Origin of the sequence: Vibrio sp. G-C-1, from assembly GCF_021728015.1 — a bacterium.
Taxonomy (GTDB): domain Bacteria; phylum Pseudomonadota; class Gammaproteobacteria; order Enterobacterales; family Vibrionaceae; genus Vibrio; species Vibrio splendidus.
On the sequence record NZ_JAKKCR010000017.1, the window covers coordinates 64,641 to 90,505 of the forward strand.

A 25,865-nucleotide genomic window follows, 5' to 3' on the forward strand; every position below is an offset into this window, starting at 1 on the left:
TTCCTAAGTTCTTAAATAGCCTTTTCCTCTCACACTGGAAAGGAAAAAGTTAAGGGCTAATGCCAATGCTAATAACACCATACCGAGGGCGACGCCTTGAGCGAATGCGCCTTTGTGGCTTTCCATAGCGATAGCTGTTGGGATGTTTCTTGTCATCCCCATAATGTTGCCACCAACCATCATTGAACAACCAACCTCAGTGACGATACGAGAGAAGGCAGCGATAGTTGCAGCTAGAAGAGGGAAGCGCGTTTCCCAAATTAAGGTACATGCCACACGTGTGGTTGATACGCCAAGCGTGCGCGCTGTTTCAACCGCTCGGCGGTCACTGGCTTGGAGAGCGCCGTGCATCATCGCGACTAGGATTGGGAAACAGATCAGCATCTGACCTAGAATCATCGCCTTTTGGGTGAACAGTAATTCCCAATCACCGAGTGGGCCAGAACGAGAGAGCATCATGTACATCAACAAACCGATAACCACGGTTGGGATAGCTTGCAGGGTATTGATCACCGATAACAATGCCCACTTCCCGGGGAACTCGGTATAAGCCAATAAGAAAGCCATAAGGATTGCAGGAACAATCACTAATGAGATGGCGGACAAAGATACGCTGAAAGATACTGCGACGATTTTCCACAATTCGTGGTCAAAACTCACTAGTAGGTTCATTGCATCAATCGTTGTTTGCCATAGGGTCATGAAGTATCTCGTGTGAATCGATAATAGGTCTTTATCGGTAATGACTGATGTTAATCATAGCTGACACAAACTATTTGAGCTTGAATTGGCCAGCTATTGTTTTTAAGAGTGCTTCGTTAACTGTTTAGCTAAGTGTAGTGCTTGTTGGTTTTGACTACACCTTCAACGCTACGCTTTACTTACAACCAACTATTCTGCGCTCGCAACAAACAGCTGTTTGCCGTGCAGTTTAAAGTCGTTAATCAGTTTCTGACCTTTAGGGTTAACCAGCCAATCACTGAATACTTTCGCAGCTTGGTAGTTGATGCTCGGGTAGCGTTCTGGGTTAACAAGAATCACTTGGTAAGGGTTAAATAGGTTTTTGTCACCTTGGAAAAGGATTTTAAGATCCAATTTGTTTTGGTAAGCCAACCAAGTACCACGGTCTGTCATGGTGTAGCCTTGCATCTCTGACGCCATGTTCAAAGTAGGGCCCATGCCTTGACCAACACTGCGATAACCACCGAAGTTTGGTTCCATTTTAGTTTGTGCCCAAATACCCATCTCTTTCTTATGAGTACCAGAGTCGTCACCACGAGAAACAAAGGTCACGTTATTGTTCGCGATTGCTTTGAACACATCAGTCACTGCTTTTTGAGATTCAATCTTCGCTGGATCGCTTTGAGGACCAACAATGACAAAGTCGTTGTACATCAGCTTGCGAGGTAGAACCCCGTAACCTTGCTCAACGAAATTCGCTTCAGCCTTTGGTGCGTGAGTCATCACTAGGTCTACATCGCCATTCTCACCCATGCGAAGTGATTTACCTGTACCCGCCGCTAGAACATCAACTTTGATACCAGAATCTTTTTCGAACTCAGGTAATAAGTAGTCAAGTAGACCTGAGTGGTAGGTACTTGTGGTTGTCGCCAATTTGATATGGGTGGTGTCTTCCGCGCTGCTAGCCGTGTAACTGACGATAGATAGAGCTGCAATAGTTAGGGGAATTGCTTTCATTATTATTATGTCCATTCTGTTATAAATGAATGACATGCCTTCAGTTTTAAAGGGCTCAAAAAAGGGCATGTGCATAAGACGCTAATTGTTGTAATTAGAAATCTACACCTTATAAGCAATCTTAATGCCAATAAATCATGCATCAGATCTCATTAAATTGCTGTTATTTCGGACAAAACTGCGTCATTTAGCCCTCTAAAATGAATCAAAACATGAGCTAGGACAAAATGTCGCACATTGTCCCTGTTGCACAAAAGGTTAATTGGTACACTCTGTCCCAACTTTCCCCACCGGCTAATCATTATGTCTTCACCTAGTTCATCTGCACCTAACCTCAATCCGAACACATTGACTCAATATCAAGCGTTTTCCGTCTTGGTTGTGGATGATGAAATGGGTATGCAGGCTATTTTAAAGAAAGCTCTGGGTAAGTTCTTTGGCAAGGTATCGAGTGCAGGGTCGGTTGAAGAAGCCGAAATACTGCGTTCGAGCGAACATTTTGATCTGATTGTTCTTGATATCAACCTGCCAGGTCGGTCTGGTATTGAGTGGGAAGAGGCGTTTAACGACAACGACAAACGTGCCGATGTGATTTTCATGACAGGTTATGCTGATTTAGAGATGACGATATCTGCGCTTAAGCTTGGTGCTTCAGATTTTATTCTTAAGCCGTTCAACCTCGAACAAATGATACAAGCGGTTCTGCGTTGTATGGACAAGCGCCTTGACCAAAGAATGCAGTACGCGTTGAAGCGCGATGTTAGCCGTCATATCAAGACCGAATTGATCGGCAATTCAGACAAGACTAAACAGCTCAAATTGCTGATCAGTCAATTTGCACCGTCAAGAGCATCAGTTCTTATAGAAGGTGAGTCGGGTACGGGTAAAGAGTTAGTTGCTCGTGGTGTACATGAAGCCAGCAAGCGTAGCGGCCCATTTGTACCAATCAACTGTGGTGCAATTGCACCTGAACTTCTGGAAAGTGAGCTATTCGGGCATACCTCTGGCGCATTTACCGGCGCGAAGAAAAACCGTGAAGGTCTATTCAGAGTCGCAAGTGGTGGCACCTTGTTCCTTGATGAGATCGGTGAAATGCCACTGCCAATGCAAGCAGCGCTGTTACGTGTGTTAGAGCAACGTACTATTCGTCCAGTTGGCAGTGAGAAAGAGATCGCTGTCGATGTACGTGTCGTCGCAGCAACAAACCGAAACCTTCAAGAAGAGGTCGATAAAGGCCACTTCCGTCGCGATCTGTTCTACCGACTCAATGTACTTAAGATTGATGTTGTGCCATTGAGAGAACGACCGTCTGATCTGATAGAGCTTGTTCCATACTTCACTCGTCTTTTATCTAGTGAACTGGGTATGCCGGTTCCAAACTGGGCACATGAAGATATCTTGGCAATGAATGAATACGAATGGCCGGGCAATATCCGCGAACTTAAGAACTTAGTCGAAAGATGCATTCTTTTAGACAAGCCACCAGCACACTATTGGCGAGAAGTGAATGGTGATCCAGCCCCAACCAGCATTTCAGTGACGGTGTCACATGGGGCGGAAATACCAAACTTGAATAATGTAGACGCAGCTGAGGGTTACCCGAACACTTGGACACTCAAAGAAGTCGAGAAATCTCACATAGAACAACTGGTGAGTTTTCATGATGGCAATAAATCTGCAGCAGCGAGAGATCTCGGTGTGGCGCGTAAAACACTAGAGCGTAAGTACAAAGAATGGAACACAGAAGGCTCTGAACATGCCGATTAGACGTCATTGGTGGACAAAGTGGGCGTTCCGGTTCAAAACCATGGTGCGTTATCGCCTGCTATTTCTAACATCCGCTCCCATCATTCTTACCTTATGTGCGCTTGTCGCTATAACACTGTATTGGTCAGTACATTACACGTGGCAGGGGGCTCTGATTGATGTCGATGAGCGTTTGGATGTTGCCGACAACAGTATCCATCTAATTCAGAACCAACAGGCCTATAACGTTCAAGCATTTGCTGAGTCTTACAACTTCCGAATCAAACTCACGAGCGATATTTCGAAAGAAGAGCTCACACGTTGGGTTTCTGAAAACAAATCTCGCTATGAACTCGATTTTCTACGCTGGCGCAGCGTCGAGAGCATGGAGAAAAAGCTTGAATACCTCAACCTGACACACAAAGAATCGTTCTTTAGTGTATTGAGCCAAAACGAACTCAACGATTTAGACCAAAACCTTGCCAGGCAAGCCGAAGTCCCAATGCTCAATAGTCAAAATGTTGAAACTCGGGGGTTAGTTAGCCGCACCGTTGTGTCGATTCGTGACAAGAATGATCACGTGATTGGTTTTCTTGACGGCGGGATCCTCCTTAATAACAGCACACAGTTGGTTGATCAGATCAGCAATCTCATTTATCCGCAACGCGAGGGCTTTAATCGCCGCATTGGTACCGTCACTGTGTTCCTTGATGACCTACGTGTCAGCACTAATGTACCGTTGAGCAGCGAAGAAAGTGCAGGGCGCGCAATTGGTACTCGTGTTTCTCACGAGGTTCATTCTAAAGTATTGAATGAAGGCAAAGAGTGGCTAGATAGAGCGTATGTTTACGACGCTTGGTACATCACCGCGTATCAACCGATTCATGACCAATTCGATAACGTCATCGGCATGCTTTATACCGGTTATCTGATTTGGCCATTAGTGGAAACATACTTGACTAACCTTGGTGAAATCAGCATTACGATTGTGTTGTTGTTACTGGCTTCTGGTTTGATCGTTCACCGTGGTGCGCGTGATCTTTTTAATCCTATTGAACGCATCCATAAAGTCGTCAAGCTAGTGCAGATGGGGCAAGACAAGCGAATTGGCACTCTTGGTTTGAACGATCAACACGAGCTGACTTTGCTCGCTAAACAATTCGATAAGATGTTGGATTTGCTGCACGAACGTAATCAAGAGATCCAACAAGCCGCTTCAGAACTCGAATGTAAGGTTCATTCTCGTACTGCTAGCTTGAAAGAGAAAACCGAAGAACTCGAACTGCATATCAAACTATTAAACCAAGCTCGAGACAAGCTGGTGGTCAATGAAAAACTAGCCGCGTTAGGTGAATTAACCGCGGGTATTGCCCATGAGATTAATAACCCGACGGCGGTGATTCTTGGCAATGTCGAATTGATGAAGTTTGAACTCGGTGACGAAGTCGCTCGTGTAGACGAAGAAGTCCACGCGATCATGGAACAGATTGACCGAATCCGAAATATCACGCGAAGCCTGCTTCAATATAGCCGTCATGGTGGCGTACAAGACGAAATTACGTGGCAACATATCAATCCAATAGTGGATGAGAGTATTACGCTTGTAAAAACAGGCGCGAAAAAGAAAGGCATTGTCTACGTATCACAACTGCATGCTAAAACGTCTGTGGAAGTTAACCGAAACCAACTTTTGCAGATTTTGGTTAACCTACAGATGAACGCGATTCATGCCATGGACGGACAGGGCACATTGACTATCTCAAGTGAAGACTGGGTGGAGAATGGCGTGTCTCATGGTGCAATCGTTCATGTTCAAGATGAAGGGTGTGGTATCAAAGAAGAACAATTGAAACGCATCTTTTCACCTTTCTACACCACCAAACGTGACGGTACAGGCTTAGGCTTATCAGTATCTCAAAGTATCTTGAGCCAAACGGGTGGCGAGATCCGAGTTGAATCTGAGGTAGGCAAGGGAAGCCGCTTTAGTATCTACCTTCAGCAAAAAGCGACACCACAGTTATTGGTCTCAAACCTATAATTTTTTTAGCTTTAAGCTCGAATCGAATCCAACCATATTATCACCTGATAATATTTCTACTGCGCTTGGGCTGTTACATGAACGTTTCAGCCCAAGCACGAAAATCCTGCACTACTAAACTATCGCCAACTAAATCTCAACCTCTGACTGTTTGACGAGCACCTCTTTTTGAATATGTAACACAGTGTATATCTTTTGATCTTGATGCATATCATCTGAACTGTACGGATTTTTGATACATTGACCCCAAATTCATAATCAAAAAATATAATAAAGTCAGTCAGCTATGAAATTAAGTAATCTATCTATTAAATCAAAACTTATCTCCATCGTCATTTTATCGGTTGTTCTATTGGTAATGGCGTCATCTTTCAACCTAATGCAACAACGTGAAAGCTCAATGCAAGAGCGCCAAGATAAACTCAGTGCTCAAGTCGAAACCGCGGTCAGCTTAGCGAGTTACTATTACAGCCAACGTAACGTGCTCGGTGAAGAAGTAGCAAAGAAACAAGCGCTGCAAGCAATTGAAACGCTTCGTTACGACACCACCAATTATTTCTGGATCTTAAACCAACAACTCAACGTTGTTATCCATCCATTAAAACCTGAACTCAATGGCAAGAACGCAGGTAACTTTAAAGATGGTGCAGGTAAACACCACTGGCGTGAGATGGTCACCATTTCACGTACCCCAGAGGAGAAAGGGTTTCTTGATTATCAATGGATGAGCCCGCAAGGTGAACTCAAAGACAAGATCTCATATGTACAGCTATTCCCTGAGTGGAATTGGATTGTTGGCTCGGGAATCTTAGTTGCGGATATTCAAGACGCCTTCTATGCACTAGCGCTCAAAGAAGGGCTGGTCGCGGTTGTATTATCAGGCCTGTTGTTTGCTATGGGCTACGCGATTTCTAACAATATCCTTGTGCCACTTAACAAGCTTATCGACAACACCCATAAGATTGCCGATGGGGATCTTCGTGTACGCATGAACATGACACGTAAAGATGAACTGGGCGATATGAGTAATCAAATTGATACCATGCTCAACAAGTTACAAAGCACGCTTCGTACAGCGAATGAATCAGCAGGTTTATCCAGCAACATGGCGAGTCACATTGCACAAGCCAGTGAAGAGGCTGCGACCAGTGTTAACTCACAACATGCACAGCTTGAGTTGCTATCGACGGCAATGACAGAAATGAGTGCCACCATTTCTGATGTCGCTGTTAATGCTGAAAATACTGCCGCAAGCACCAATAAGGTTGTCGAGCACGCAAATCAGAACGACCAGAACATGCAAGTAACGTCTAAAACCATATCTCAAGTTTCAGAAAATATTTCGACGGCGAACGATCTCGTCAGAGACTTACAATCTGGTGTCACAGAGATAAGCCAAGTGGTGAGCGTGATACGTGATGTCTCTGAGCAAACGAACTTGTTAGCACTTAATGCGGCAATAGAAGCAGCCCGAGCAGGTGAGCAAGGAAGAGGGTTCGCGGTAGTCGCAGATGAAGTACGTAACCTCGCAAGCCGCACTCAAAACTCAACCAATGAAGTTCAATCGACGATTGAAAAACTGACTCAGCAAGCCGAGCGTACCTTTAAAGCAATGCAAAGCAGCAATGAGAAAGTCGATCACAGTGTTGTCGCGTCTAACGAAACACGCCAACAACTCGATGTGATTGTAAATGAACTGCACAACGCCAACGACATGGTCGCGCAAATCGCCGCCGCCTCGGAGCAACAAAGCACGGTAGCAACCGAAATGAGTGAAAGTGTCACTGGGATTCATCTGGCGGCTAACGAAGTATTGCAAGCTTCACAGTCGTTAGCTGAGGATAGCCAGAAAATGGCCAACACTACAGAACACCTTACTGATCAGTTAAAGTACTTTAAGGTTTAACCGCTAAGGTTTTTCATAACGAACTATGCCAGTCACAGGTTTCTTATCTTCAAGAGATGAATCCGAGAAGCCCATAACAAAACACCTCCGCACTTGAGATAAGTTCGGAGGTGTTTTCGTTTGTAGATGACTGGATCATTAGCTCGCTCAACAAAAGGAGCGCGTTAAGCCAATCTTGTTAATGTGCAGTTACTGAAATCTTCGGAGGGTTGATATTGTGCTTTCTAAACTCTTTCATCACACGCAAGGTAATATCGGTTTCAAACAGCTTCTCATACGCCGTGTCGACCACATAGGCCTTACAAGTTAACTGTATCGCCAAGTAATTATCCGTGATCGTCTGTTTGACCAGAACCGTAACAGGCTTCGGCAAGTGGATGTAACGACTTGAAGACGCCGCTTCTTGAATCAAGTCTCGAGCTAGGGTGATGTCTTCATTCATACCGACATAAAATGGAATCACCACCTGCATATCCAGCGCGCCATAGTTACCACTGGTCGTTACTTCGTTTAAGAACTTGTTGTTCGGGATCGTGATGATGTCATCGTTCAGGGTTCTCATTCGAACAGAACGCAAACCAATGGTAATGATGTCGCCATAGTTACCTTCAAACGTGACGCGGTCACCAACTTGAAAAGGTCTGTCAATCATCACAGTGATACCGGCGATGAATGATGCTGCCAAGTCTTTAAGCGCAAAGCCGACCGACACGGCGAGGGTACCACCAATCAAAGCTAAGATTTGATCGTTGATTCTAAAGCTCATCATGAACACGATAAGACCGGTGCTCACGTAAATAAAGAACTGAGTAAACGACTGCAGTTTCTGTAGCAACATTCGATATTGCACGAACTGACTACCAAAGCTGGTCACCAACGAATTGATGAACTTCAGTAACAACCACATTGCGGCAATAACGATCATGGAGAAGAACACACCGCTCCAACGCACCAAACTCGCAATCTTTGAGATGTTTTCTACGTTAGCTAACTCTTCCGTCGCAAAGGTCGGGAAACTGACAGCACTTGCCAAGCCAACAAATAGTAGGATAAATAACTTCTTCATTTTACTTCACCAGTAGATGTTGACGGTCGAGAACGTTTGTAATGTGGCGGAACCAATGCTCAGAAATTCGAGCCTTTTCTTCATGCCAACCAATATAACCACGGCTTTCAAAATAACGTAGAATCCCGGTTATCTCTGCAATGCTCAGTTGAGTACATTCAGACAACACCTCCGGAGAAGCTATTTCCAGTTGCACGATAGAGCGAAGTACAGCCAGCATAGGTTTTGGCATATTCTCGAGTTCCTGTGCTTCAGGAACATGGAACAAACGCACCACGGCTTGATCTGTCTCTTTATTTCGGTTCAAAGAGAGTCGGAAGAAACGCAGCGCAACGGTAGGGTTGCCATCAGAGTAGTGCCACAAGATTCGATAGAAGCCTTGGCGTGCGCGTTCTTCTTCACTCATATCATCTTGGTCCCACTGTTTAGGGACAACTAAACCATCAAACGATAACGGCTTTTCAAGTTCCGTATTGATACGGCTATTAAGAAGATCACCGACTTGTTTTTCTGTCCAACGTGGTAGGAAACACACCAAATCAAACAGCAAACGTTCGCCACGCGCTCGATCGACAAATCGCCAGCTCGACTTAGCAATCGAAATCACGATACGGTGGTTCTTTTTAGAGCGACGCAGTAGGTTGGTTAAACGGATCAAATCAGACAGGCCGCCAACCATAGGCTTAACTAATCGCTGTGCATTGTCGATCGCAATCAAGTACGTGGTCTTGCTTTTACGAAGGTGCGCCAAGATCTGAATCTCAGTCGCTTTTTCTTCCAAGCCGATGCTCACGGCTAGATGCGCTAACAACTCTTGGTAACCCGCGTAAGGGCAACTTACGTAAACAGGCTCTGCGTTGGATACTTTATGCAGCAAGGTATAAAGCAGCGTTGTAGCGCCCACTCCACGTTCGCCTGAAACAATACAAATAGCAGGGCTGTCCGACATCAAATAACGAGAGAGTTGCTTAACCTCATCGCCCGCGTAATCAATTAAGGTGCTATCGATATTACCCGGCAGAATGTACTCATAGGTTTTGTCTCCTTTGATTCGAACCAAGTTTTGTTGGTTTTTATCAAGATCGGACTGTTTAGCCACTTCGATTCGAAAGAGATAGGCTAAGGCCTGACTAAACAACGTGTAACTAGAAAGCAATGCCATGATTCGATGTTGGAAGTTGTAAACACTCAACCAGACGATTCCAATTGCCGTCGCCAGTATATTAAGTAAGAAGGTTTCCTTACGGTTTACCGCCCAGTTAACCCACACCGGACGATCGGAGATGTGTTGCAGCGTATCGAAGACTTTCGCTCTCCATAATCTAAGTACCGATATCGTGACCAGCACGAACCAGAAAAACAGCGCACTGTAGATCCAGCTGTAAATGGTGCCTTTACCCAGTGTGATGCTCGATATCTGCAAAGTCAGACCTGCAACAATAATACTCCAAACATAGCGACGAATAGTCGATAGTCTCAGCGCGATGACTTCTTGATTTGATGTGCGACCCAAGCGATACGCAAATTCAAGAATAAAGCTGATAGCAATCGAACCACCTAGAATCCACCACGTGAATATTTCTAGGAAAATCAGGTGCTGCAGGCTAGGGATGCTAGAAAGCACTCTCAAAGAAAGTGTGATGGCGATTAACCAAGCAATCGCACGCTCAGCGCGGCTGATATACCAAATCACACGAACCAAAAAAGGAGGGTTCGTTTTCGCTTCGAGAAAGTTAACTCTAAACAACTCAATCAAGCGAGTGCTGTTGGCAAGCCACCATACTAAACCGAAGTAAATAAACAGCACCTTTAGAGAAGCCCAAATGACAGGCACTGGAGAAATGAAAATGTCTTTAACTAATGCTTTAAAGCTACGAATTTGGAAGTAAACAAGATACTCAATATTGAGCTTGGTTAATTCCCACTCTTGTTTAAATTGAGTCACGCCGTATGGGCCAAAACCGGTTAAGCGCTCTTTATTCGCGGAGTTTGTCTGCTCTAAAAGATGCTGTTTACTTGCGTTCAAGCTATTCAAAGTGACGTAGCTGGTCTGCACGGCAAACCATTGATCGGCGTCGTTGTTATCTCTATAGGCTTTTACCTGTTGCTCGAAGGTTTTTATTTCCAGCTTTTGAACTCGCAGAACTTCAGCAAGTAAAATGTTGACTTGGCGTCTGTCCGACTGCTCCATAAAGAGTGGGTCAGGTAGGGAATCAATACGCTTATCCAGATCTACAGCACTATTAGATACCTGAGGCTGAGATTGTAAGTCATATTCCAAGTTGGCATGACTAGGCCAAGAGAGAATGGCCAAAGTGAAGATTAAGAAGCGCGAAAGTGAACGCATAAAAGTCTCTTAGAATTATGAGGTTAGGATTACTATAGTTAGTTAATCTTACTTTGTGAAATCCAACCCCGTATCGGGGGCGAGTACTTTATTCCCGTTTCCGCTGATTTTGTCATGAAACTGTCAGAGATTAGGCTAGTCTTGCCTATGTCTGTTGTTGCTTTGATCGGGTTAGTTTTACTGTGACCAATCAGCATACGATATATTCAATGGTTGGCATGATTTGGGACGTTATATACCGCCCATTATGGGGCGCTGTTCGATATTTTGTTTTTCCTGAAAGTAGATGGTTTTTTAACGACAAATAGAAAATCAAAAATGTGAGTCAGCTCAAACTATGATTTGGCTAGGTTATCACTCACTTAATGGCGAGTAATTGCAATCAAGACTTGCAGTTAAAGCCCCGAAGAAGTAACGTTGCGGCGTTTTTCACATTAAAAAGGTAACGGCATTGATCTCCACAGCAAATATCACCCAACAATTCGGCGCTAAGCCACTTTTCGAAAATATTTCAGTTAAGTTCGGCGAAGGCAACCGCTACGGTTTAATCGGCGCGAATGGCTGTGGTAAATCGACGTTCATGAAGATCCTATCTGGTGAACTTGAGCCAAGTGCAGGTAACGTAAGCTACGATCCAAATGAGCGCGTTGCTAAGCTAAACCAAGACCAGTTTGCTTATGAAGAATTCACGGTAATCGACACGGTTATCATGGGTCACAAAGAGCTTTGGGCGATCAAGCAAGAGCGAGACCGCATTTACTCTTTGCCTGAAATGAGCGAAGAAGACGGCATGAAAGTGGCTGATCTTGAAGTTCAGTTCGCTGAAATGGACGGTTACATGGCAGAAGCGAAAGCAGGTGAGCTTCTTCTTGCGGTAGGTATTGAAGAATCACTGCACTTCGGTCTAATGAGCGAAGTAGCACCGGGTTGGAAACTTCGTGTTCTATTGTCTCAAGTACTGTTTGCAGACCCGCATATCATGCTTCTTGACGAACCAACTAACAACCTGGACATGGACACCATCAAGTGGTTGGAAGATACGCTTAACCAACGTAACTGCACAATGATCATCATTTCGCATGACCGTCACTTCCTAAACTCAGTTTGTACACATATGGCTGACCTTGATTACGGCGCACTTCGTCTGTTCCCTGGTAACTACGATGAGTACATGACAGCAGCGACACAAGCTCGTGAACGTCTACTTTCTGATAACGCGAAGAAGAAAGCACAAATTGCTGAACTTCAAACGTTCGTTTCTCGTTTCTCTGCTAACGCATCTAAAGCGAAACAAGCGACATCTCGTGCTAAACAGATCGACAAGATTCAACTAGATGAAGTAAAAGCGTCTAGCCGTCAAAACCCATTCATCCGTTTCGAACAGTCTAAAGAGCTATTCCGTAACGCGCTTGTGGTTGAAAACCTATCTCAAGGTTTTGAAGAAGACCTATACAACAAGTTCGATGCGATTTTCGAAGTAGGTGAGCGTGTTGCTATCATCGGCGAGAACGGTGTGGGTAAAACAACACTACTTAACACTCTAGCGGGTGCCCTAGAAGCGCGTACTGGTGAATATAAGTGGTCTGAAAACTCAAACATCGGTTACTACGCTCAAGATCACGCACATGATTTTGAAGAAGATCTAAACCTGTTTGACTGGATGAGCCAATGGCGTCAAGAAGGCGAAGACGAGCAAGTTGTTCGTAGCTTCCTTGGTCGTATGCTATTTGGTCAAGACGACATCAAGAAATCTGTAAAGGTTATCTCTGGTGGTGAGCAAGGTCGTATGCTTCTTGGCAAGATCATGATGCACAAGCCAAACATCCTGCTAATGGATGAACCAACAAACCACATGGATATGGAATCTATCGAAGCGCTTAACTTGGCTCTTGAGAACTACAAAGGCACATTGTTCTTCGTATCTCACGACCGTGTATTCGTAGACTCTCTAGCGACTCGTGTTCTTGAAATCAAAGACGGCAAGATCAACGACTTCCGCGGTACTTACGCTGAGTTCTTGAAAGCACGCGCTTAGCACGCATTAAACATGAATACGTAATACAACGTTAGTACGTATCCCTGATTAAAAAGGCCTCTATCTTTATGAATAAGATAGAGGCCTTTTGTTTTTCATATCCGTTTTTTATATCAGTCTCTTTGTATTAAAAAACGTCGAGTGGTTGGTCGCAAATACCTTTACTCATCAATACTTACACTGCTCATTAATACTTAAACTGCGCCACAATCTTCTCAAGCTTCACACTCACGTTCGATACTTGTTCACTACAACGAACTGACCCTGAAACCACGGTATGAGTATCACTGGCTAAATGAGCGATATCGGTAATGTTCCGATCGATGTCCGCTGAAACCATGGATTGCTCTTCAGACGCCGTGGCAATCTGGCTGTTTAAGTCGAACATCTCTCCAACTTGAAAGTGTATCCCTTCAATCGCATTTACCACATCTTTGGTTTGGTGTTTAACTAACCCCGTTTGTTCTAGGCTTACCGACATCTTAGCGACCGTTTTTGCTATTCCAGACGTTAGGCCATGAATGGTCGATTCAATTTGATGGGTTGAATCGTTGGTCATTAGCGAAAGCTCTCTGACTTCAGAGGCCACGACTGCAAACCCACGACCATGGTCACCAGCACGTGCAGCTTCTATCGCCGCATTTAGCGCGAGTAGGTTAGTTTGTTCCGCAATGCCTTGAATGGTAGTGACGACTTGGTTGATTTCACGACTCTGGTCTTCGAGCTGAACAATTAGGTTTTGAGACTCTGCAATATTCTCGGCCAGCACATTAATGCTGTCATTGGTTGCGTGGGTTTCTTGTAACGCCTGATGTGCATTGTCTTTGATCTTCTCAGCGTTCATCGCTGCGTTTTCTATGTTCGCCGTCACCTCATTACTGGTCATCACCAGCTCATTAACTGCCGTCGCTACTGATTCAGATTGTTGCTTCTGCTTTTCAGCATTACTCATACTTTTGATTGCCGCTTCTTCAGAGCTACACGAACTATCGGTCAACACCGTCATCACGCCGGATAGCTCTTTGATGTTACCGTGCAGTTTATTGATGAAGGTATCGAACGAGTGGGCAAGTTGGGCCAGTTCGTCATTGCCTTTTGCGTTCATGCGAACGGTTAAGTCACCATCTCCACTGGCGATTGATTCCATCATCACGTTTATCGCTTTGATTCGCGCAAGTATGTTGCGACCAATGAACACCAACAATAAAGAAAGCAGAGCGACGATGGCGGCACCAAATAGATGCAATGTATTTTTGGTATGTGTACTCGCCGCTGTGATGGCTTGGCTTATCTCGGTTTGTACCGTTTCAATAGCTTGTTCTGTTTTGTGGACGTTGCTACGTAAGGCGCCTCTAAGACCGAGTTCTGCCGACAAGCCTAAATTGGTGTTAGCCAGCAGAAGCGTTTCAACCGCAGCTTTGTAATCCGAATAGGCTTGCTCTGTCGCAACCGACGTTTGAGAATAGGGTTCAAACTCTTTAAGAGCATCAGCTAACGCCATATGTGTTTGGTCATTAATATGAGCGAGATAGTGGAAGTCTTTTTCAATCAACTCTAACAGCGCAAGCTCTAGAGCCAAACTCGATTCAGATTCGATCGCTGATTTTAACGCGGTTCTTTTGCCATCTAACGCAGCGACAAAACCTAAAGGTGCGGTCGTACGTTCAATGTTATTTACTTGTTCGACGATTTGGTGAAACTGTTTTTGATATTGATGAAGAGTGTCCGAAATCCTTGTCATTTGGTCAGACAGGTGCAGCTCGTGCGAGGTGAGAGTCTGGTTCAACGTCACCAATCTTTGATTCAATGTGTCGGCGGTTTTATCGAAACGTTCTGCGTATTTTTGATCGTGGCGAGACAAGAAATCTTTTTCGTGTCGCCTCAGGGTTAGTAGGTCAACAGAGCTCCTCAGGTTTTCAGTCGCAGCGCGCTCCAATGACTCCAATTTGTCTAAGCTAAACTGTTCGTAGATGGCGTATATGAAGACTGAAACAAACAAGGTGAGGTTGATTAGAATAAATTTACTACGTATTGAAAGAGACAGCGAACGACGCTGAGGTTCCGATGGATTACTCATGGTTAATTCCCTTTAAGCCAGTGACGTTGATATTCATATTTATTTTGTAATTAATAGAAATATTTAAATGATGAATATGTAACTAATAGCCTATTAGGTTGTTAAAGCAAGATTCGTTTACGACTAAGGTCGAGGGAGCCGTTATTTATCTACAAGCAAAAATCAGTGGGCACCGTTGATAGAAACCTCCAAGCTATATAGCTTATTAGGCATATCTTGAAATAAACTTTGAACAAATAAAAAATGCCGCTCATCAAGGTTATGAGCGGCATTGTTGTTTAGCTATATCGTTCGCCTAAAATCAGCTTTAATTAGGCATGAACAGAGCTTTTGAACCTAGCTTTCAGATAAAGCTTGTTCACCTTTTACATCGAATTCAATCTTCTCTGCGCCAGTGAACACTTGGAATCGCAGGCCTTTAGCGCGAGCAATGGTCGTGATACCAAATTGCTGAGCCAAGTCTAAGCCCATTTGCGTTACACCAGAGCGTGATAGCAGAACAGGAATACCCATCTGCGCTACTTTGATGACCATTTCAGAGGTAAGGCGACCTGTGGTGTAGAAAATCTTGTCTGTGCCGTCTTCTTTGTTAAGCCACATCTCACCGGCCAAAGTATCAACCGCGTTATGTCGGCCAACATCTTCAACAAACGATAGAACCTTGTCGTCTTTGCAAACAGCGCAACCATGTACCGCGCCAGCTTTCTTGTACGTGTCGTTGTAATGAGTCAGTGCTTCTAAAGCCGTGTAAATTTCAGATTGCTTAATTTTGGTCTGAGGCACTTGGTAATCTTCCAACTGCTTCATCACGTTACCAAACATGGTGCCCTGACCGCAGCCAGAGGTCACCGTCTTCTTCTTAAGCGCTTGCTCAAGTTGGCTAGTATCTTCTTTGGTGATAACCGCTGCAGAGCTGGTTTCCCAATCGATGATGATAGATTCAACCGCTTCAGGGTCAGAAAGGAAACTTTGATTCTTTAAATAACCCAAGACTAAAGATTCAGGGCGCGAGCCAAGCGTCATCAGGGTTACGATCTCTTTCCAGTTCAACATAACGGTAAGAGGGCGTTCGCAAGCGATCTGTTTGGTTAGCTTCTCACCATATTCATCAAACACTTCAACTTCGATTGTTTGAAGTGGGTTTTCACTAGTTTTTATTATGTTTGGTTTTACCACAGTCACGTCCTACTTAATGAGATAGCGATTTTAAGAGATAAGAAGTTAACAAGAGGGTCTAACGCCGTTCTTGTTCATCGATTCTTTAACTCATGCTTAAAGCAAATCTTATTCCAAAATAACGGGTATTCAGGAAAACATGAAGCATTCGATTAAAATAGCGCAAAATATGAGAGTTCACCGGGTGGAGTTGTCTGAAATAACCAGTATCGACTAACGTTATAATGACAACTTGATAACGAACGCTATAGATACGCTCTCGTAGGTAATCCGTATTGGCGTGTTTATTGCTTTATGGGGTGTATATGATTGCGCACAGTACAAAATGTCCTAAGTGCATTCAGACCAAAGAAAATCAATTGGGTGAAGTATGTCTGAGATAAAAGAATTCAAAGAACAATATGAAAAAACAGAAGCAGCTTGGCCAATCGGTGTCCAAAGAATAGAGAAAGAGATCAAAACAGGTATTTGGGTAACGACGCAATGGGAATTGACTGGGTTTGAACTGTCGCCAGAAGATGATGCCCAAGACGTTTGTTTACTCCAATTACATAAAGACGAGCGTACAGACTATCGTTTCAACCTAAGCTCTCAGCAACCTAAGCTTTTCTTAGTGATGGATAATGTCGATTCTGGTGTTAAGCCCGTCATTCAGTTACTTACAGCATCACAAACCGTTGCAGGGCAATACATGGACGGTGACAACCAAGTCCTTTCATACGACATTCCTTTGCCCGTACAGGCTTGGATGGAAGCATTCATCGGCCGTCATGGTGAGTTGCTAGAAGCAAGACGTAAGAAACGTAAAGGTGCGGGTCGATCAAATGGCAACTAACTTTTTCAGCCGCTGGTCTCAGAGAAAGCTTGATGAATCGACCGACGAACCATTAGAAGCACAACAAACGCTTGAGGAAACTGAGCTTACTTCCTCAGATTCTTCTTCTGAGGTTTCACCTGAAATGGAAGCAGCAGCGCCTCAGTCTTTAGAGAGTGATGCTTTAGAAACCAATGAAGAAGTTAATGCTTCTGACGTTCAAGATCCCGCACCAGAAGCCACTGAAGACTTGTCTGTTGCTCAATTATTAGTATCAGAAGCTTCAGAAAGCGTAAAAAAAGCCGCATTGCGTAAATTATTTCTATCCGAAGAGTTTAACGTTCGTGATGGTTTAGATGATTACGACGACGATTACAGTAATCTTAAGTCTCTTTCTGAAGGGGTTGCGGAAACCTTGCGTGATTGGGTTAAAGAAAAAACGGAAGAAGAAACTGCGCCAGAAGAAGAGCAACTCATTGATAATAAAGACGAAGGTGAAGTTTTAGAAAATTCTGAAAGCGATCTTGAGGGAGCTGATAATGAATTTGAGACGTCAGAAAGTGCCGAAATAACCGAACAAGAAAAATAACTGTATAAAAACACAGTTGCAGATAATAACGCTACAATGTCAGACGAAGCTGACCTGAAAGAGATGGGACAAAATATACCACACAAAGAATAGGTACATTTTGACTAAATACTCAATGAACCGCTTGAGACAAAATGTCCCAAGCGGTTTTTTTATACGCACAATAAACGCTATAAAAGATTAAATTATTGATATATAAGGCTTATTAAATTGGCATGGCATTTGCTAAATAACGTTTATTATCAACTTTTTTGTAGATAGACGAATTCATAGTCTGACGAGCGGGACACTGGCTAAAGGGTTAGTTGTTAACGGATTACTCAGCAAGTTCTCTATCGCTTACTACAATGAAGGTTGAACAGATTATCCATGTCCAAAGATGGAACTGAGCAATGCTTAAACAATTATTAGAACAAGCAACTTCAAATAACGCTAAAGCAAGACTGTATGCATTTGAAAATACAGTTGAGTTAACAAATCTGATTCCACCTACTGTTAGCTACGAAAGCGGCGGTAATACTCTTATTATTGGTCCAACTGCGATCATTGAAAGTGCTGCGGCTCAATTACCTCAATTGACGAGCTTAACCTTATTGTCGACAGACGGCGAAAAGGGCAAAAACCCAGAACTGTACTTCGCGAATTCGGTTCAAGTATCCGGTTTCCTTGGCACGTTTGAAGTTGTGATTGAGAGTAAAGGCACATCAAGCAACTTGGCGAAAATCGCGATTAATCACGATTGTTTCGATGTTGTTCTAGACCTATGTCTGAATAGCTGCATGACAGAAGAAGTGCCTGTACCGGGTTATTACCCAGTGGGCCGAGGCTATCCAAAACTGGCCGAAGCACTGGAAGAGATTCCAACGCTAATGGGTACATTTGATAAGCCTAAATTCTTCCGTTTAGACACTGACCTTTGTGCACACAGTTCTCGTGGCGTAAAAGGGTGTGAACGTTGTGTTGATGCTTGTCCTGCTGGCGCACTATCAAGTGAAGGCTCAGACAAAACAGGTCACAAGATCGAGATTAACCCTTATCTATGTCAAGGCGTCGGAACTTGTGCAACAAGCTGTCCTACAGAAGCGATTACCTATGCGCTTCCAAACCCTGACGATACTCAAAAATTCATTGAACGTACGCTAGCTAACTATGAACATGCGGGCGGTCTGGATCCAATCGTACTTATCTGTAGCTCTCGTCATGAGACTTACAATGTAATGGCGCTAAAAGCACTGCCAGATAACGTTATTCCAATCGTGGTTGAAGAACTGCCTTCTATTGGTATTGATACTTGGTTTGCAGCGCTAGTGAATGGCGCAACTCAGGTTCTGTTTGCTGCTTCTCGTTTTATGCCAGAGACGATCATTCGTGTTCTGAATAACGAAGTCGGGATTGCTCAAGAGCTACTAGACCAAATCGGTGTTCCAAAAGAAACCATCGATATCCTGTATTTAGAATCTCTACGTGAAGGGCCTCCAACACTGTGCGTTGATTCTTTCGACCTTGCACTTGGCGATCTTCAAGGCAATAAACGTCAACGTCTATTCACTGCACTCGATGCTATGTCTTCATCTCGCATTCCTGTCGAGAATATCGTTGAACTTCCTTCGAATGCACCATACGGCACGGTTTCGTGTGAAAGCAAAGATTGTACGTTATGCATGAGTTGTGTTGCGGTTTGTCCTACACGTGCTCTTCATACCGACGGTGCTTCTCCATCACTTAAGTTTGTAGAACAAGACTGTATTCAATGTGGTCTGTGTGAAAAGGCATGCCCTGAGAATGTTCTCACTCTGACACCTCGTATGAATTGGGTGAAAGAAGAACGTCAACAAGCAGTTGTGATTCATGAAGAGAAAGCGGCGGAATGTTTACGCTGCCATAAGCCATTCGCTCCACAGTCTATGATTGACATGTTACAGAACAAGTTACGCGGTCACTCTCATTTTTCAGATGAAACTGCGATTAATCGTATTGCGATGTGTGAAGACTGTCGTGTAGTGGACATGTTCGACTCAATGGCTCAAGACCCATTGAATCAATTGAAATACTAGGAGTTGGCATTGGATACTAATTTGGATCAGGCACAAGAGCCTGAGCTCGCAAAAGAATTAAAGCAAGAACAGACACTAAGAACTGAAATCTATTTGGTTCTTTCTGCATTGTTCCGTAGCGCACCTTCTGAAGAGGTCATTGATTTCCTAAAGACGTTAGACATTGAAGCGTCTGAAAGTGCAATGCAAAAAGCTTGGATTGCCATTCAACAAGCGGCAACGGAATCAAATCGCGAAGCGTTAGAAGACGAATATCAAGATCTGTTCATTGGCATTGGCCGTGGAGAGATTGTTCCATTTGGTTCTTGGCATAGAACTGGCGCCATGATGGAAAAACCACTGGCAGAGATTCGTCATGATTTAGAGCTTTTAGGCATTGAGCGTGATGATCAAGTGAAAGAGCCAGAAGATCATATTGCTGCATTGTGTGAAGTAATGGCAATGCTGACCGGTGAAGAAGAAGCACTTCAACAAGCCGTTTTCAATAAGCACCTTGGTCCTTGGTTCAACTCTTTTACGCGTCAGCTTGAAAGTGCAGAAAGTGCGAACTTCTACAAATCAGCAGCTCAGCTGTGTGAAGCATTCCTAACGTTAGAGCAAGTGCGTTTTAGCGTTAATACAAAAAGCAGTAAACATAAATTAAAGATTGATGTGAAAAACGTCACTGATTACGAGTAATCGAGCAGTACGCGATTATATCGATAGAGGGGCATTAAGCCTCCAAAAAGATCTACCGCAAGGTAAGGAAGCAATGATGAAAGATAATAAAGAAATAAACACAAGCCGTAGGGACTTACTCAAAGGCTTAACAACTGCAGCCGTAGCGGGTGCCGTTGTCGCTGGAACAACGAAGGTGGCAACTGCTTCAGAAACGGTTGAAATGCCGAAAGAAGACATGAAGAAGACGGGCTATCGTGAAACGCAACACATTCGCGATTACTACGACACGCTTTAGGAGATAACGGATGAAACTTGTCAAACGCTCCGATAGTGTGAGCAAAGAAACCAATCAACTGGGTGTGTCTAGACGTGCCTTCATGAAAAACACCTCTCTAGCGGCTGGTGGTGCTGTAGTAGGCGCTGGTCTATTCGCTCCGGGTATGATGAAAAAGGCGCAAGCTAAGTCAGTCGACCCTGAAGCGAAAACAGAAGTGAAACGCACTATCTGTTCTCACTGTTCTGTGGGTTGTGGTATTTACGCTGAAGTTCAAAACGGTGTTTGGACGGGTCAAGAGCCTGCATTCGATCACCCATTCAACGCTGGTGGACATTGTGCGAAAGGCGCAGCTCTGCGTGAGCATGGCCACGGTGAGCGTCGCCTTAAGTACCCAATGAAATTGGAAGGCGGTAAGTGGAAGAAGCTTTCTTGGGAACAAGCGATTGAAGAGATCGGTAATAAAGCGCTAGAACTTCGTAAAGAGTCTGGTCCTGATTCCGTTTACTTCCTAGGTAGTGCGAAACACAGTAACGAGCAAGCTTACGCATTCCGTAAGATGGCGTCGCTTTGGGGCACCAACAACGTTGACCACCAAGCGCGTATTTGTCACTCAACCACAGTAGCCGGTGTTGCAAACACTTGGGGTTACGGCGCGATGACAAACTCGTTCAATGACATGCATAACTGTAAGTCGATGCTGTTCATTGGTTCGAACCCTGCAGAAGCTCACCCGGTTGCGATGCAACACATCCTAATCGCGAAAGAGAAGAACAACTGTAAGATCGTTGTTGCGGATCCTCGTCGTACGCGTACTGCTGCGAAATCTGATCACTATGTTTCTCTGCGCCCGGGGTCAGATGTTGCGTTTATCTGGGGTCTGTTATGGCATGTCTTTGCTAACAAATGGGAAGACCAAGAATTCATCCGCCAACGTGTATTCGGCATGGACGAGATCCGTGAAGAAGTGGCGAAGTGGAACCCAGCAGAAGTTGAGCGTGTAACAGGCGTTAGCGAAGAAGACGTTTACCACACAGCAAAACTGCTTTCAGAAAACCGTCCGGGTTGTATCGTTTGGTGTATGGGTGGTACTCAACATACTACGGGTAACAACAACACACGTGCTTACTGTGTACTTGAGCTTGCGCTCGGTAACATCGGTAAGTCAGGTGGCGGTGCAAACATTTTCCGTGGTCACGATAACGTACAAGGCGCAACTGACCTTGGCGTACTATCAGACACACTACCGGGTTACTACGGCTTGTCTGAAGGTTCTTGGCGCCATTGGTCTAAAGTTTGGGATATCGACTTTGACTGGGTCAAAGGACGTTTTGACGACAACGCATACGGTGGTCAAAAACCAATGAACAGTGCAGGTATTCCTGTCTCTCGTTGGGTTGATGGCGTGCTTGAAGACAAAGACAAGATTCGTCAACGCGAAAACATCCGCGCCATGTTCTACTGGGGTCACGCGGTGAACTCTCAGACTCGTGGTCCAGAGATGAAGAAGGCGATGCAGAAGCTGGATATGATGGTTATCGTTGACCCGTACCCAACAGTCGCGGCAGTAATGAACGATCGCACCGACGGCGTTTACTTGCTTCCAGCAACCACTCAATTTGAAACCTACGGCAGTGTAACGGCATCAAACCGTTCTCTACAATGGCGTGACAAGGTTGTTGATCCTCTGTTCGAATCTAAGCCTGACCACGAAATCATGTACCTTCTTTCTAAGAAGCTTGGTTTCTCTGATCAACTGTTCAAAAACATCCGTGTTGAGAACAACCAACCATTGATTGAAGACATCACTCGTGAATTCAACAAAGGTATGTGGACGATCGGCTATACAGGTCAAAGCCCAGAGCGTTTGAAAGAACACCAACAAAACTGGCATACGTTCCACAAAACAACGCTTGCTGCAGAAGGCGGCCCAGCGAATGGCGAGACTTACGGTCTACCTTGGCCATGTTGGGGCAACCCTGAAATGAAACACCCAGGTACACATATCCTTTACGATACGTCTAAACCAGTTGCTGAGGGCGGCGGTAACTTCCGTACTCGTTTCGGTGTCGAATTTGAAGGTCAAAGCCTATTGGCTGAAGACAGCTACTCAAAAGGCAGCGAAATCAAAGATGGTTACCCAGAGTTCAGTGACAAACTGCTGAAACAACTGGGTTGGTGGGACGACCTAACAGCAGAAGAAAAAGCCTCTGCTGAAGGTAAAAACTGGAAAACCGACGTTTCTGGTGGCATCCAACGTGTTGCTATCAAGCATGGTTGTATTCCGTTTGGTAATGCGAAAGCGCGTGCGATTGTTTGGACATTCCCAGACAGAGTGCCACTGCACCGTGAGCCACTTTACACACCACGTCGTGATCTAGTCGCTGACTACCCAACGTGGGACGACAAAGAAGCGATTTTCCGTGTTCCTACGCTGTACAAATCCATTCAAGACCAAGATAAGTCTGGTGAATACCCGATTATTCTTACGTCTGGTCGTCTGGTTGAGTACGAAGGTGGTGGTGAAGAGACACGTTCTAATCCTTGGCTAGCTGAGCTACAACAAGAGATGTTTGTTGAAGTGAACCCTAAAGATGCAAACGACATTGGCTTCAAAGATGGCGATGATGTTTGGGTTGAGGGTGCAGAGAAAGGCCGTATCAAGGTGAAAGCGATGGTCACTCGTCGTGTGAAACCGGGTTTAGCGTTCTTGCCGTTCCACTTCGGTGGTAAGTTTGAAGGCGAAGATTTGCGTTCTAAATACCCTGAAGGCACTGATCCTTACGTTATTGGCGAAGCAGCCAATACAGCAACCACATATGGTTACGACCCTGTCACGTTGATGCAGGAAACGAAAGTAACCCTTTGTAATATTCGTAAAGCGTAAGGAGTCTTAAAATGGCTAGAATGAAATTTCTTTGTGACACCAAACGTTGTATCGAATGTAACGGTTGTGTCACTGCATGTAAGAATGAAAATGATGATGCTCTGGAATGGGGTATTCAACGTCGCCGCGTTGTCACACTGAACGATGGTGAACCGGGTGAAAACTCTATCTCTGTAGCATGTATGCACTGTACTGATGCGCCATGTATGGCAGTTTGTCCTGCAGACTGTTTTGAACATACAGAAGACGGCATCGTACTTCACAATAAAGATCTATGTATCGGTTGTGGTTACTGCTTGTTTGCTTGTCCGTTTGGCGCACCTCAATTCCCTAAACAGGAAGCCTTTGGTGAGCGCGGTAAAATGGACAAATGTACCTTCTGTGCTGGCGGCCCAGAAACAGAGCCAGGTTCTGTGGAAGAGCGTCAGAAATACGGTGCGAACCGTATTGCTGAAGGCAAGCTACCTATGTGTGCTTCACTTTGTTCGACAAAAGCGCTGCTTGCAGGTGATGCTGAACAAGTCTCTGATATCTTCCGTCAGCGTGTTGTAGAACGTGGTGCGAAAGGTGCTGGTTGGACAGACGGCAACGACCTTTCTTACGATGCGATGAAGAGCTAGTTAGGAGAGACATATGCTTACAATGTTTAAGCGTCTCTTCCTTGTTGTGCTGCCAATGTTGGCAGCACTAACAATGCTGTCTCCTTTGAGTCATGCATCTGAGACGAACTCATCACAAACTCAATCGAGCTCTGCTGAAAGAGAAATCACACAACTTGCTGGCGCTGATTTTTGGCGACAAGTAAGAAACGGTGAAGAAGGTTACACCACATCTCAATCGGCTGAGCACGGTGTGTTGATCAGTACCCCAGGTCAAACGTGGTACATATTGAAAGAGAAGTGGATGTCACCAGCCGGTGCTGTCGCTATCTTTGGCAGTATTGCTTTCGTTACTCTAATGTACGTTGTGATTGGCCCATTAATGCTGAGTGCACCAAGAACGGGCCGTAAGATCAAACGTTGGTCGCGACTGGACCGCGCACTGCACTGGAGCATGGCGTTTACCTTCTTAACACTGGCGTTCAGTGGTTTGATGTTGGTTTACGGTAAACACTTCTTGAAACCTTATATCCCAACCGATTTATGGGGCTTCATCGTTCTATTGGCGAAGCAATACCACAACTACATCGGCCCGATTTTCTATGTGCTGTTGATGGCTGTTCTAATCAAGTGGTGGCGCAAGTCGATCTTCAAAATGGTCGATATCCAGTGGTTTATAAAACTGGGTGGTATGGTCGGGAAACATAAAGGTTCTCATCCATCTGCAGAGTTTTCGAACGCGGGTGAAAAAGCGCTATTTTGGCTGCTTATCGTTATGGGCAGTGTCGCAGCGATCAGTGGCTTGGTGTTAGATTTCCCAATCTTTGGCCAAACACGACGTGATATGGAGCTTTCAAACCTAGTCCACATGTTGGCTGCTCTGATCCTTATCTGTGGCTTTGTGTTCCACATCTACATCGGCTTGTTCGGTATGGAAGGTGCACTTGAGGGTATGGTAACAGGCGAAGTTGATGAAACTTGGGCTAAAGAGCACCATGACCTTTGGTACAAAGAAGTGATGGAACAAGAGAAAAGCGGCGCTGAACAAAGCGCAAACGTAGCAATAGAGAAAACCGAAGAGGTGAATAAGAATGAACAAACCTCATAAAGGTATTTGGGTCGCTTACATCCTAAGCTGCTTTACACCATTTACTTGTCTTCTCTCTGGTGTGGTCGCGATTATCTACGCAGGCTATCGTTTAGATAAAGGTGAAGACGGCGAAGTCGTGGATACGCATTACTACGGCTTGATTCGCTCTTTCTTCTTGAACCTGACGTTCTTTGTTGTGCTTATCGTCACGGTAGCGACCTCTAATGGCGTGTTGATCGGTGTGAACGATTACTGGTATCAAAACCATATTATCGATGACATCGCTTACTACATCCCATACGTAGGCATGTTGTTTGGTGGTGTGGCGATTGTGGTTTGGTTTATTCGTATGTATCAAGGCATGCAGCGCTTAAGTCAAAACCTACCGCAAAGCCCGACAACAGGACCAAACCTGTAGTGAGTATCAGACGAACTAGATAACAAATTATCTAGAGCGATTTACTCAAAACAACCATCGTATAGAAAGCCCAGTGATTCAAGTCACTGGGCTTTTTTTGTCCACCCTGAACAAGGTTCTAGTCAACTTAGAAGAAGATTTTTAGCTAATTCTTCAAAATATTTGGGGTAGTTCTAAAACAGAACCAAGCCTGATATTGACCGCGCCAATATGGTGCAACTCCCTTAATTGGTGCAATTAATTTTAAGCATCTCTCCATCTCAAATATCCAAAAAAGTGCAGTAGTAATTTTAACCCCGTAAAATCAAAGCCTTAGAATGAAAACTTGTTGCACGAAAATTACGTTAGCGTGTTGGAACGCATCTTGCGTTTACTGTTGAGTCTTTAATTA

18 protein-coding genes and 1 pseudogene are annotated in these 25,865 nt (G+C 44.5%); 13 read left to right on the forward strand and 6 right to left on the reverse strand.

The genetic code is table 11. The annotated features are described in order from the left end of the window. Nucleotides 1–3: 3 nt before the first annotated feature. Nucleotides 4–702 (reverse strand): ABC transporter permease, encoded by a 699-nt coding sequence (locus L3V36_RS20935; protein ID WP_017068184.1) that lies wholly within the window; start codon nt 700–702, stop codon nt 4–6. A gap of 189 nt (nt 703–891) precedes the next feature. Beyond that, on the reverse strand, nt 892–1,698 hold the full coding sequence (locus L3V36_RS20940; protein WP_017077255.1) for a substrate-binding domain-containing protein: 807 nt from the start codon (nt 1,696–1,698) through the stop codon (nt 892–894). A gap of 303 nt (nt 1,699–2,001) precedes the next feature. On the opposite strand from L3V36_RS20940, the gene L3V36_RS20945 reads away from it, so the two are divergent. From L3V36_RS20945 to L3V36_RS20955, 3 genes are all read left to right on the forward strand, one after another. Beyond that, nucleotides 2,002–3,465 carry a sigma-54 dependent transcriptional regulator gene (locus L3V36_RS20945; RefSeq protein WP_208775469.1) on the forward strand — a complete coding sequence of 488 codons (1,464 nt, stop codon included), beginning with the start codon at nt 2,002–2,004 and terminating at the stop codon, nt 3,463–3,465. Next, a complete protein-coding gene (locus L3V36_RS20950; protein WP_004733766.1) occupies nt 3,455–5,482 on the forward strand; it encodes a cache domain-containing protein in 2,028 nt (675 codons plus the stop codon). Before L3V36_RS20945 ends, L3V36_RS20950 begins: the two co-directional genes overlap by 11 nt. A 286-nt stretch (nt 5,483–5,768) precedes the next feature. After that, the gene (locus tag L3V36_RS20955) at nt 5,769–7,388 is read left to right on the forward strand and encodes a methyl-accepting chemotaxis protein (RefSeq protein WP_065682421.1); all 1,620 of its coding nucleotides are present in this window, start codon (nt 5,769–5,771) and stop codon (nt 7,386–7,388) included. Between the two features lie 178 nt (nt 7,389–7,566). On the opposite strand, the gene L3V36_RS20960 is transcribed toward L3V36_RS20955, so the two are convergent. Continuing rightward, entirely contained in the window at nt 7,567–8,454 is an 888-nt protein-coding gene (locus tag L3V36_RS20960) for a mechanosensitive ion channel domain-containing protein (protein WP_004733762.1), read from the reverse strand. A gap of 1 nt (nt 8,455) precedes the next feature. Beyond that, on the reverse strand, nt 8,456–10,801 hold the full coding sequence (locus tag L3V36_RS20965) for an AAA family ATPase (protein WP_208775467.1): 2,346 nt from the start codon (nt 10,799–10,801) through the stop codon (nt 8,456–8,458). A gap of 451 nt (nt 10,802–11,252) precedes the next feature. On the opposite strand from L3V36_RS20965, the gene L3V36_RS20970 reads away from it, so the two are divergent. Next, on the forward strand, nt 11,253–12,836 hold the full coding sequence (locus tag L3V36_RS20970; RefSeq protein ID WP_017077249.1) for an ABC-F family ATPase: 1,584 nt from the start codon (nt 11,253–11,255) through the stop codon (nt 12,834–12,836). A gap of 187 nt (nt 12,837–13,023) precedes the next feature. Here the strand turns inward: L3V36_RS20970 and L3V36_RS20975 are convergent, their stop codons facing one another. Beyond that, a complete protein-coding gene (locus L3V36_RS20975) occupies nt 13,024–14,913 on the reverse strand; it encodes a methyl-accepting chemotaxis protein (RefSeq protein ID WP_102502754.1) in 1,890 nt (629 codons plus the stop codon). Nucleotides 14,914–15,249: 336 nt separating this feature from the next. Next, nucleotides 15,250–16,089: a formate dehydrogenase accessory sulfurtransferase FdhD gene (gene fdhD / locus L3V36_RS20980; RefSeq protein WP_017091083.1), complete on the reverse strand. Its 840-nt coding sequence runs from the start codon at nt 16,087–16,089 to the stop codon at nt 15,250–15,252. Between the two features lie 370 nt (nt 16,090–16,459). Between fdhD and L3V36_RS20985 the strand changes: the two genes are divergently transcribed. The 9 genes and pseudogenes from L3V36_RS20985 (at nt 16,460) to L3V36_RS21025 (ending at nt 25,474) form a co-directional block, all read left to right on the forward strand. Then, entirely contained in the window at nt 16,460–16,924 is a 465-nt protein-coding gene (locus tag L3V36_RS20985; protein WP_004733736.1) for a DUF3305 domain-containing protein, read from the forward strand. Further along, nucleotides 16,914–17,585 (forward strand): annotated as a pseudogene (locus tag L3V36_RS20990) (DUF3306 domain-containing protein). Before L3V36_RS20985 ends, L3V36_RS20990 begins: the two are co-directional and overlap by 11 nt. Nucleotides 17,586–17,884: 299 nt before the next feature. Continuing rightward, a complete protein-coding gene (locus L3V36_RS20995; RefSeq protein ID WP_017094054.1) occupies nt 17,885–19,546 on the forward strand; it encodes a 4Fe-4S dicluster domain-containing protein in 1,662 nt (553 codons plus the stop codon). 3 nt (nt 19,547–19,549) lie between these two features. Beyond that, nucleotides 19,550–20,224 carry a molecular chaperone TorD family protein gene (locus L3V36_RS21000; protein ID WP_017077244.1) on the forward strand — a complete coding sequence of 225 codons (675 nt, stop codon included), beginning with the start codon at nt 19,550–19,552 and terminating at the stop codon, nt 20,222–20,224. Between the two features lie 76 nt (nt 20,225–20,300). Then, the gene (locus L3V36_RS21005) at nt 20,301–20,501 is read left to right on the forward strand and encodes a twin-arginine translocation signal domain-containing protein (RefSeq protein ID WP_004733728.1); all 201 of its coding nucleotides are present in this window, start codon (nt 20,301–20,303) and stop codon (nt 20,499–20,501) included. Nucleotides 20,502–20,511: 10 nt separating this feature from the next. Further along, nucleotides 20,512–23,367 carry a formate dehydrogenase subunit alpha gene (locus L3V36_RS21010; RefSeq protein ID WP_004733725.1) on the forward strand — a complete coding sequence of 952 codons (2,856 nt, stop codon included), beginning with the start codon at nt 20,512–20,514 and terminating at the stop codon, nt 23,365–23,367. An 11-nt stretch (nt 23,368–23,378) separates the two neighbouring features. Then, the gene (gene fdh3B, locus L3V36_RS21015; RefSeq protein WP_010440854.1) at nt 23,379–23,987 is read left to right on the forward strand and encodes a formate dehydrogenase FDH3 subunit beta; all 609 of its coding nucleotides are present in this window, start codon (nt 23,379–23,381) and stop codon (nt 23,985–23,987) included. A gap of 13 nt (nt 23,988–24,000) precedes the next feature. Further along, on the forward strand, nt 24,001–25,074 hold the full coding sequence (locus tag L3V36_RS21020) for a formate dehydrogenase subunit gamma (RefSeq protein WP_102448265.1): 1,074 nt from the start codon (nt 24,001–24,003) through the stop codon (nt 25,072–25,074). Beyond that, nucleotides 25,058–25,474, forward strand: a complete 417-nt coding sequence (locus tag L3V36_RS21025; RefSeq protein ID WP_017077240.1) for a hypothetical protein — start codon at nt 25,058–25,060, stop codon at nt 25,472–25,474. Before L3V36_RS21020 ends, L3V36_RS21025 begins: the two co-directional genes overlap by 17 nt. Nucleotides 25,475–25,865: the final 391 nt, after the last annotated feature.